This is a genomic window from Henriciella aquimarina (assembly GCF_002088975.1).
GTDB lineage: Bacteria > Pseudomonadota > Alphaproteobacteria > Caulobacterales > Hyphomonadaceae > Henriciella > Henriciella aquimarina.
The window spans coordinates 1-8,074 of sequence record NZ_NCST01000075.1; the positions used below are offsets into that span (position 1 = coordinate 1).

Sequence of the window (8,074 nt, forward strand, 5' to 3'; positions counted from 1 at the left end):
CGAGCTGCGGCGCACCGGTGATGAGGCCGCTTGCAATGCCGGGCGCAAAGATGCCCATCCAGAAGAAGACGATCGCGGCGAGCACCGTGCCCATGACCTGGGCGAGCGTCACATCATCCCCGGTGCGGAACGCGTCGGTCACCGACGAGAACAGCGTCGAGCCAATGCCAATAATGACGGCGAGCACCATGAGCTTGATGCCCGAGGTGATGACATTGCCGAGCACGCGTTCGGCCAGGAACGTCGTCTTGTTCCAGAGGGCGAAGGGCACGAGCACGAACCCGGCGAGCGTCGTCAGCTTGAACTCCAGGATGGTGATGAAGAGCTGCACGGCCAGCACGAAGAAGGCGACCATGATGATCGCCCAGGCGACGAACATGACGGCGATCATGATGAAGTTGTGGAAGAACGAAATCGGCCCCAGCATGTCGCCGATCTCTTCGAGCAGCGGCTGACCGGCATCGAGGCCGACGCTGGCGATGAAGCCGGGGCGGAGCAGGTCATCAGCCGTCATCGCGCCGCCGCCAGCGGTCACACCCAGCTGCGCGAAACTGTCAAAGACGATCCCGGCGAGCAGCGAGAAATTGCCGATGAGATAAGCGAAGAAGCCGACATAGAGCACCTTCTTGAGGAGCCCGGCGATGACGTCCGTATTCTGGCTGAGCGCCCAGAACAGGCCCGCCAGCGTGATGTCGATGGCGATGAGCGTGGTCGACAAATAGGCGACATCGCCCGCCAGCAGGCCGAACCCGCTGTCAATGTAGGCGATAAAGGTCGCGAGAAATGTGTCGATCACGTCCATGGCCCGCTACTCTCCGAGAAAGGCCCGGGTGCGGGCGCGGCCACGTTCGGCCTCGGCGAGCTGGCGGGCGCGCTCCAGTGCTTCGGCGCGGTAATGGGCCGCCATCATGGCTTCCATCTGCATGAGCTGCTCGGTCTGCAGCGCCGCGATCTGGTTGCCGGCCTGCGCCACCTGGAGATTGCCCACGGCGGACTGGCTGTCCGCGATCAGCCGGTCGAGGCTGTCACTGTCAGCCCGCGCTGTGGAGACGACCTGCGCTGTGACGGTCAGGCTCTCGCGATAAGCCGTGCGAGACTGGCGCCAGCGGGCGCGGGCCTCTTCGACGAGCACGGCCTGTCGCGGCGGTTCACTGCCATAGTCTTCCGGGTAGATCTCTTCATAGTCGCGCTCGATCTCCTCGACGCGGTAGCCGATGCCTTCGGCCTCGCGCATCAGGTCTTCGATGCGGCGCATACGGCGCAATATGTCGTCGGCAATGCTATCGGGCAGTGCTTCGAGATCGCGCGCCATATTCTCCAGCATTTCGATCTCATGGGTGAGCTGCTGGATTTGCTGGTTCACTTCCTGAAGAGAGCGGATGGCCTGGTAGATGTTCTGGATGTGGTTGGCCGGGTCATAGACCGTCCATTGGGCGGCGGCGGGCGGCACGATGAGGATGGAAAGCGGCGCGGCGCAGATCAGGGCGGAGGCAAGGAAACGTTTCATCGGGGGCTCCTATTCGGCGGCAAGGAATTGGGCGGGATGGAAGGAAGTGTGCGCTTCGGACTCCGGCGCATGGCCGGGCCAGCGGGTCAGAAGTTCCGCCGCCCAGGGCAGACCCTTTTCGATGAGCCAGCAGGCCGCGAACCCGTCCCCTTCCGTCTCGGCCCAGATACGATCCAGGCGGGCCTGATCTTCCGGCGAGGATGCGCCGCAGACTGAGAGGGCGATCGGCCCGAGGCCGAGATCGAACACGCGGGCGCCCAGCGGCGACTGGTAGTAATAGTCACGCTTCGGTGTCGCCCGGCTGATCAGTTCGATCTGGCGGGCGTTAAGCCCGAACCGCTGATAGGTCTCGCGGGACTGCGGTTCCTGTGCGCGCTCATTCGGCAGGAATATCCGTGTGGGGCAGGACTCGACGAGGGCTGGCGCAATGCTTGAGTTCGCAATGTCGGCAAGGCTTTGCGTCGCGAACACGACAGACACGTTCTTCTTGCGCAAGGTCTTGAGCCATTCGCGAATGCGTGCCGCGAACATGGGATCATCAAGGAACAGCCAGGCCTCATCGAGGATCAGGAGTGTTGGCTTGCCGTCAAACCGCGCTTCAAGCCGGTGGAACAGGCAAGTGATGACCGGGGCCACCGCGCCCTTTACGTGCATCAGCTCTTCCATCTCGAAGGTGGCGGTGTCCGCGAGGCTGAGGCTTTCATGATCGGCATCGAGAAGCCGCCCATGCGGACCTTCGAGCGTGAACGGATGCAGCGCCGATTTGAGCGTGTCGTCCTGCAGCATCAGGCTGAGGCCTGTCAGCGTGCGCTCGGGTTCAGGCGCTGAGCTAAGAGACTGGATCGCTTCCCACAGCCGGGCCTTGAGGTCCGGCGTCATCGCGACGCCTTCATTGGTGCAGAGGCCTGCCAGCCAGTCTGCGGCAAAGCTCGCGCCGTGTTCGGTGTCGATGTCTTTCAGCGGCTGGAGGCTCGGAGCATGACTGCCGCCGAGATCAATATGCGCGCCGCCCATGCAAAGCGTCGCCGCGCGGGCCGAGCGCCCCTTGTCGAAGATAAAGACCTGCGCCCCCTTATAGCGCTTCCATTGCAGCGCGAGCAGCGAGAGCAGCACGGACTTGCCCGCGCCGGTCGGGCCGACGACCAGCGTATGCCCGACATCACCGATATGCAGGTTCAGGCGGAACGGCGTCGTGCCATCGGTCTGCGCCTGAATGAGCGCGGGGGCTTGCAATTGGTGATTGGTTTCTTTGCCGGCCCAGACCGCCGAGAGCGGCACCATATGGGCAAGGTTCAGCGTGTGCAGGATCGGCTGGCGGACATTGGCATAGGGGTGACCGGGCAGGCTTCCAAGCCAGGCATCGACGGCGTTCAGCGTCTCGCGGATCGCGGTGAAGCCGCGCCCATTCACGATGCGCTCGGCCACGCTGATATGTTCGTCCACGGTGCGCCTGTCCGGATCAGCAACCGTAATCGTGGTTGTGACGTATCCGTAGGACACAAGATCACTGCCAAGCTCCTGCAGGGCGGCATCGGCATCGACGGCCTTGTTGTCGGCATCATTGTCGACGAGCGCCGCCTGTTCATTGAACATGGTCTCGCGCAGGACCGCGCCGATGGATTTGCGCTTGGCGAACCAGTGCCGGCGCTTCTTGCCGAGGACCTTTTCGGCCTCGGCCTTGTCCATGGCAATGAACCGCGTCGCCCAGCGATAGGCAAAGCCCTGCCGGTTGAGCTCATCAAGGATGCCGGGCAGGGTCGAGGCCGGAAACCCGAGAATGGTCAGGGTGCGGAGGTGCGCCGCCCCGATCATGGGTTCCAGACCGCCCGCGAAGGGCTCATCAGCCAGCACCGCGTCGAGGAAGACGGGGAGCTCGGGCGTGACGACCGGATGGCGCTTCGTCGAGATGGTCGAGTGTAGGTAGGTCAGCGTCTCATCGTCTGAGAGCTTTGCGATCTCCGCGAGGCAGGTGGAGAGGAGGTCGAAGACGCGGCCTGCGTGCTGCTCGAACGTTTCCAGCCGGTGACGCCAGGTCGCGGCGTCTTCGGTTTCGGCACGTTGGATCAGAGCTTTCTCGGCGCGGCCCGTGGCATCGGCGGGCGGCAGCCAGAGCAGGGTCAGATAATAGGCACTCTCGAAGCGGGCGCTGGCTTCCTCCGCTTGCAGCGCGCGTTCCTGATCGACGAGCCAGGACAGCGCATCGGAAAAGTCCGTCTCCGGGTAGTCATGCACTTCATGGCGCTGCGCTTCGAAGAAGAGCGCCCAGCCGGATCCGAACCGGCGCAGCACATTATTGACCCGAGCCGTGACCGAAACGAGTTCTTCCTCGGTGGAGCTTTCGAGGTCAGGGCCGCGATATTTGAATGTCGTCTGGAAACTGCCATCCTTGTTGAGGACGACGCCCGGCGCGACGAGACAGGCCCATGGGAGATAGTCGGCCAGCAAGACTGGTGTTTCTGCATATTCTCTGAGGTTCAACATGTCAGATGCTCCTTGTGGCGCGTCGAGCGGCCTGCGACGGCCATGAAATCCGGATCGCTTCTGGCCATGAACACAGCCGCCGAATGCCCCACCGCCCAGAGGACGAGGCCCGGTATCCAGAGCTGGAGGCCGAGGCCGACAGCAGCCGCGAGCGTGCCGATGGCGATAGCGGCCGTGCGCGGCGCGCCCGCCATCAGGATCGGCTCGGTCAGGGACCGGTGGAGGGGGATTTCATAGCCGTCGGCCATCAGACGAGCGCTCCGCCGCCGAATGAGAAGAAGGTCAGGAAAAACGAGGTCGCGGCGAAGGCGATGGAGAGGCCGAACACGATCTGGATCAGCTTGCGCATGCCGCCGCTTGTCTCACCAAAGGCCAGCGTGAGCCCCGTAATGGTGATGATGATGACCGCGACGATGCGCGCGACCGGGCCTTCAATCGAGGTCAGGATCTGGTCGAGCGGGCCTTCCCACGGCATGCCGGAGCCGGCCGCATGGGCGGGCCCTGCGATAAGAATGCCGATGCCGATACAGGCCGCGACCTGGACCGTTCGGTTCACGGTCTGGAGGTGATTGCAGAGCGTCATTGGGTTTCTCCATGTTGGACGAGGGACAAGGAACGGGAGACGAGCGGGGCGGTCTGATACCCCTCGCTGTCAAAGCCGGTGACGCGCAGCGCTTCTTCAACGCGGCGCTGACCGCCGGCGCGGCTCATGAAAACGACGACATCGATCGCCTCAGCGATGAGATCGAAGGGTGCGCGGGGCGTGGCCTCCAGCGTCAACTGTTCAAGCCGGGTGAGCGCGCCGTGGGCGGAGTTCGCATGGAGCGTCGTGATCCCGCCGGGATGGCCCGTGTTCCAGGCCTTCAACAGATCGAGGGCTTCAGCCCCGCGTACCTCGCCGACAATGATCCGGTCAGGACGCATACGGAGCGTTGATCGCACGAGATCCTGAAGGGTCGCGGCCTCGCGATGGGTTCGCAACTGGACGACATTGGGTGCAGCGCATCTCAGCTCGCGTGTGTCTTCGAGAATGACGATGCGGTCGTCGTGAAGTGAGGACTCTGCCAGCAGCGCATTCGTGAAGGTCGTCTTGCCCGAGGATGTTCCGCCGGCAATCAGGATGTTTGTGCGCGCTGCAATTGAGTGTTTGAGTGCCGCTGCGAGCGCCGGTGCCAGCGCGCCCTGAGCAACATAATCGCCGAGTTGAAAGGGTGTCGACGCGGGTTTGCGGATGGCGAAACATGGCGCTGTCGAAACAGGTGGGAGAAGCCCTTCGAACCGCTCGCCGCTGCCGGGGAGTTCTGCAGAGACGATCGGGGAGGTGCGGCCTGCAGCCTCTCCCACCCCGGAGGCGACCAGGCGGATGACGCGCTCGCGGTCTGAAGGGGCAAGTGTGTGTTTGGAAACGATTAGACCGATGCCGGCCTTCTCGATCCACACCGAACCGTCCGGATTGGCCATGATCTCGATCGTATCAGGCGCTTCCAAGGCCTCGCGCACCACCGGGCAGAATGCCGTGCGCAGCATCGCTGTGCGACGGGTTTCTGTCTCCAGTTGGTGCGGTGAAGGTGACATGGAACGGGGCCTTTCGTGGACCCTTCAATCATCCCAGCAACACCGCCGTCGCATCAGTTCGAATGCGGGCCAATGAAAGCAAAATGCAGCAAGCCGCCGCAAACCCCTGCAAAGCGCGTCGTAAATGGACGCGCAAATGCTGAGCTCATCCAGAGCGAATACAGTCCGATTGGATAAGCGGTTATCCTTAAGTTGGGCGCGCGCCGAATGAATCGCGCAAAAGTGGAACGAATTTTGCTCTCTCCTCTGCAAGTGGAGGAGAGAGCATGAAGACCTTTGCGCTTGAAACCAATGCGGAAACAGCCGCTTACGACTATCTCTCGCGTCTTTCATCGGACCGCTGGGCCTGGGAATATGTGCGTCGCAATGACGACTTTCGCGACGATGCGGCAAGTCGCACAGACGACGACATTTCCGAAAAGAAAGCCGATTGCGCCGACATCCGCATCCTGCGTTCGCGCGTGCCTCAGACCCTGGCTGAGCGCTGGGGCCTTGTTTTCATGCCCGATCCGGACCTGAACGGCTTCGACGCGGACGCCGTGTGGAGCCACTATGTCTTCCCCGACCAGGTCGAGGTGAACTGCACGCCGCGCAAGCCGGGCCAGAGCTGCGATATCTGGGATCGCACCGTGCCCCATTGCAGCATCACGCACATCACGGACCGCTCCGCCCGCGAATATCTTCTGCTACGCGGCAATGATTGTGTCGTGCAGGTGCACTGCACGGGCCAGACGTTGCTGGGACTGGAACCCGTGCGTATGAAGCTGCAAATTTCGGATATGAAGGCCTATGAGCGCAAGCTGAAGCTCCAGAAGGAAGCCTTCCGGCTTTATGGAAAGGGGCCGAACACATCGGCAGCGCGCTGGACGAAGACCACGCAAATCCTGCGCAATGGCGTCATCGCGCTTGATTGCCTGAAGGCCGGGATGAGCCAGAGAGAAATCGCTTCACTGCTCCACGGGCCGAAAACGGTCGCCGAGGAATGGGGCGTCGATGGCAGTTCGCTGCGGGCATCCATCCGCTATGTCATCTCCAAAGCCGAAGGCCTGCGCGATGGCGGCTATCTCGTGGAGCTCCTGGGAGCGCGCCTCGGCGGAGATCGTCAGGCAGCCTGAGTCCTTTGCGGCCTGCCCACGCCAAAGGCGCGGGGCTGTTCGCCCGGCTGGATGGGCCGTTGAGAGGCATCATGGCGGTCCTGGGTGATCGCCGACCTTCGCCCGGCGCTCGCCCCGGAGCCGCGAGAGCCATCCTGCGCCGACCGGCCCGGCGAGGCTCAATGAGGGTCCGGTTGTTTGTTCGAAAATCGTGGCTCTGGGTCTCGCCGGCTGGCCGCGCGCCCGCGCTTGTCTTAGAGATTCCTGGTCTTCTGGTTAGAAAAGAACCGCTGGTGGGGACTGCGCAATTTCCCCGCCGGCGTAGAGGAACGGATCGTGCCTGCGCTGGCTGAGTAAGTGCCGTTGGGAAGTTTGATCGTCCTCTTCATTTCCATGCGACCTGAACGGATACGAGGGCATCTAGGCCCGTACGACAAGCAAAGGATCTGGAATGTCCATCGAACCAGTTCGCCAGCATATCGGCGTCGATATTTCAAAGAGCACTCTGGATGCGCACATGTATCCTGAGGGCAGGACCATAACTGTCCCGAATGATAAAAAAGGATTCAGGCAATTGCTGACCTGGATGGCAGGATGTCATCTTGAACAGCTACTCTATGAACCGACCGGGCAGTATCATCTTGCCTTCGAGAAGTTCTTCCTGAAAGCCGAAATACCTCTCGGCAAGGTCAATCCACGGCAGGCTCGACGATTTGCGGACGCATTGGGTGTGTCGGCGAAAACAGACACGATCGATGCCGGGCTTATCGCAAAATACGGGGCGATGATTTCTGTGCGCCGCGTCAGCGACAGAACGATCAAGTTCAATGAAATGAAAGAGCTACAATCGGCTCGGCGCGCTCTGGTGAAAGACAGGACACGCGCGTCCAACCGGTCTTCCGCCCGGATAGCTCCCTTGTTGCGGCGCCAGGCACGGGAAAGGATTGAGCAGATCGACCGTCACATGAAAGCAATCGACGCGGCTCTTCGTTTGCTGGTCCGTGATGATGAATTCCTGAAAGCCAGATTCGACATTCTACAGACTATTCCTGGCATTGGAGAAACAACCGCGATCATGCTTCTGACCGAGATGCCCGAACTCGGCTTCATCGATCACAAGGCGGCCGCCAGTCTTGCAGGACTTGCTCCGATCGCTCGGGACAGCGGCACGTTTCGAGGCAAGCGATACATACAAGGTGGAAGAGCACATTTGCGACAGGCGCTCTATATGCCCACCCTCGTTAGCATAAAGCATAATCCGGAATTCAGCGCGAAATACCAGATGATGGTCGCCACCGGAAAAGCGCCAAAACTGGCCATCACAGCCATAATGAGAAAGCTTATCGTCCTGGCGAACAGTCTGCTTCGCGATAGCCGAAACTGGGTTCCAAGCCGGACTTGACGAAGACGGATACTT

Annotated in this window: 8 protein-coding genes; 2 read left to right on the forward strand and 6 right to left on the reverse strand. The window is 61.7% G+C overall.

The features are described 5' to 3' along the window. The 6 genes from trbL to trbB form a co-directional block, all read right to left on the reverse strand. On the reverse strand, positions 1 to 802 hold an 802-nt coding region (gene trbL, locus B8784_RS12115), incomplete at its 3' end, for a P-type conjugative transfer protein TrbL (protein ID WP_084398220.1). Positions 803 to 808: 6 nt separating this feature from the next. Continuing rightward, positions 809 to 1,507 carry a P-type conjugative transfer protein TrbJ gene (gene trbJ / locus B8784_RS12120; protein WP_084398221.1) on the reverse strand — a complete coding sequence of 233 codons (699 nt, stop codon included), beginning with the start codon at positions 1,505 to 1,507 and terminating at the stop codon, positions 809 to 811. A gap of 9 nt (positions 1,508 to 1,516) precedes the next feature. Next, positions 1,517 to 3,988: a conjugal transfer protein TrbE gene (gene trbE / locus B8784_RS12125; RefSeq protein ID WP_084398222.1), complete on the reverse strand. Its 2,472-nt coding sequence runs from the start codon at positions 3,986 to 3,988 to the stop codon at positions 1,517 to 1,519. Beyond that, complete coding sequence (locus B8784_RS12130) at positions 3,982 to 4,236, reverse strand: VirB3 family type IV secretion system protein (protein ID WP_084146418.1); 255 nt, start codon at positions 4,234 to 4,236, stop codon at positions 3,982 to 3,984. The genes trbE and B8784_RS12130 overlap by 7 nt, the downstream gene beginning before the upstream one ends. Further along, positions 4,236 to 4,571, reverse strand: coding sequence for a TrbC/VirB2 family protein (locus B8784_RS12135; RefSeq protein WP_084398223.1), 336 nt, complete (start codon positions 4,569 to 4,571; stop codon positions 4,236 to 4,238). Before B8784_RS12135 ends, B8784_RS12130 begins: the two co-directional genes overlap by 1 nt. Further along, positions 4,568 to 5,563: a P-type conjugative transfer ATPase TrbB gene (gene trbB / locus B8784_RS12140; protein WP_084398224.1), complete on the reverse strand. Its 996-nt coding sequence runs from the start codon at positions 5,561 to 5,563 to the stop codon at positions 4,568 to 4,570. Before trbB ends, B8784_RS12135 begins: the two co-directional genes overlap by 4 nt. A gap of 266 nt (positions 5,564 to 5,829) precedes the next feature. On the opposite strand from trbB, the gene B8784_RS12145 reads away from it, so the two are divergent. Both B8784_RS12145 and B8784_RS12150 read left to right on the forward strand, forming a co-directional pair. Then, positions 5,830 to 6,678 carry a DNA -binding domain-containing protein gene (locus B8784_RS12145; RefSeq protein WP_084398225.1) on the forward strand — a complete coding sequence of 283 codons (849 nt, stop codon included), beginning with the start codon at positions 5,830 to 5,832 and terminating at the stop codon, positions 6,676 to 6,678. Positions 6,679 to 7,108: 430 nt separating this feature from the next. Beyond that, entirely contained in the window at positions 7,109 to 8,059 is a 951-nt protein-coding gene (locus B8784_RS12150) for an IS110 family RNA-guided transposase (RefSeq protein ID WP_084396263.1), read from the forward strand. Positions 8,060 to 8,074: the final 15 nt, after the last annotated feature.

Coding starts and splice junctions, on each gene's coding strand:
- trbJ (WP_084398221.1), bottom strand. CDS start 1,507: ATGAAACGTTTCCTTGCCTCCGCCCTGATCTGCGCCGCGCCGCTTTCC.
- B8784_RS12130 (WP_084146418.1), bottom strand. CDS start 4,236: ATGGCCGACGGCTATGAAATCCCCCTCCACCGGTCCCTGACCGAGCCG.
- B8784_RS12145 (WP_084398225.1), top strand. CDS start 5,830: ATGAAGACCTTTGCGCTTGAAACCAATGCGGAAACAGCCGCTTACGAC.
- B8784_RS12135 (WP_084398223.1), bottom strand. CDS start 4,571: ATGACGCTCTGCAATCACCTCCAGACCGTGAACCGAACGGTCCAGGTC.
- B8784_RS12150 (WP_084396263.1), top strand. CDS start 7,109: ATGTCCATCGAACCAGTTCGCCAGCATATCGGCGTCGATATTTCAAAG.
- trbB (WP_084398224.1), bottom strand. CDS start 5,563: ATGTCACCTTCACCGCACCAACTGGAGACAGAAACCCGTCGCACAGCG.
- trbE (WP_084398222.1), bottom strand. CDS start 3,988: ATGTTGAACCTCAGAGAATATGCAGAAACACCAGTCTTGCTGGCCGAC.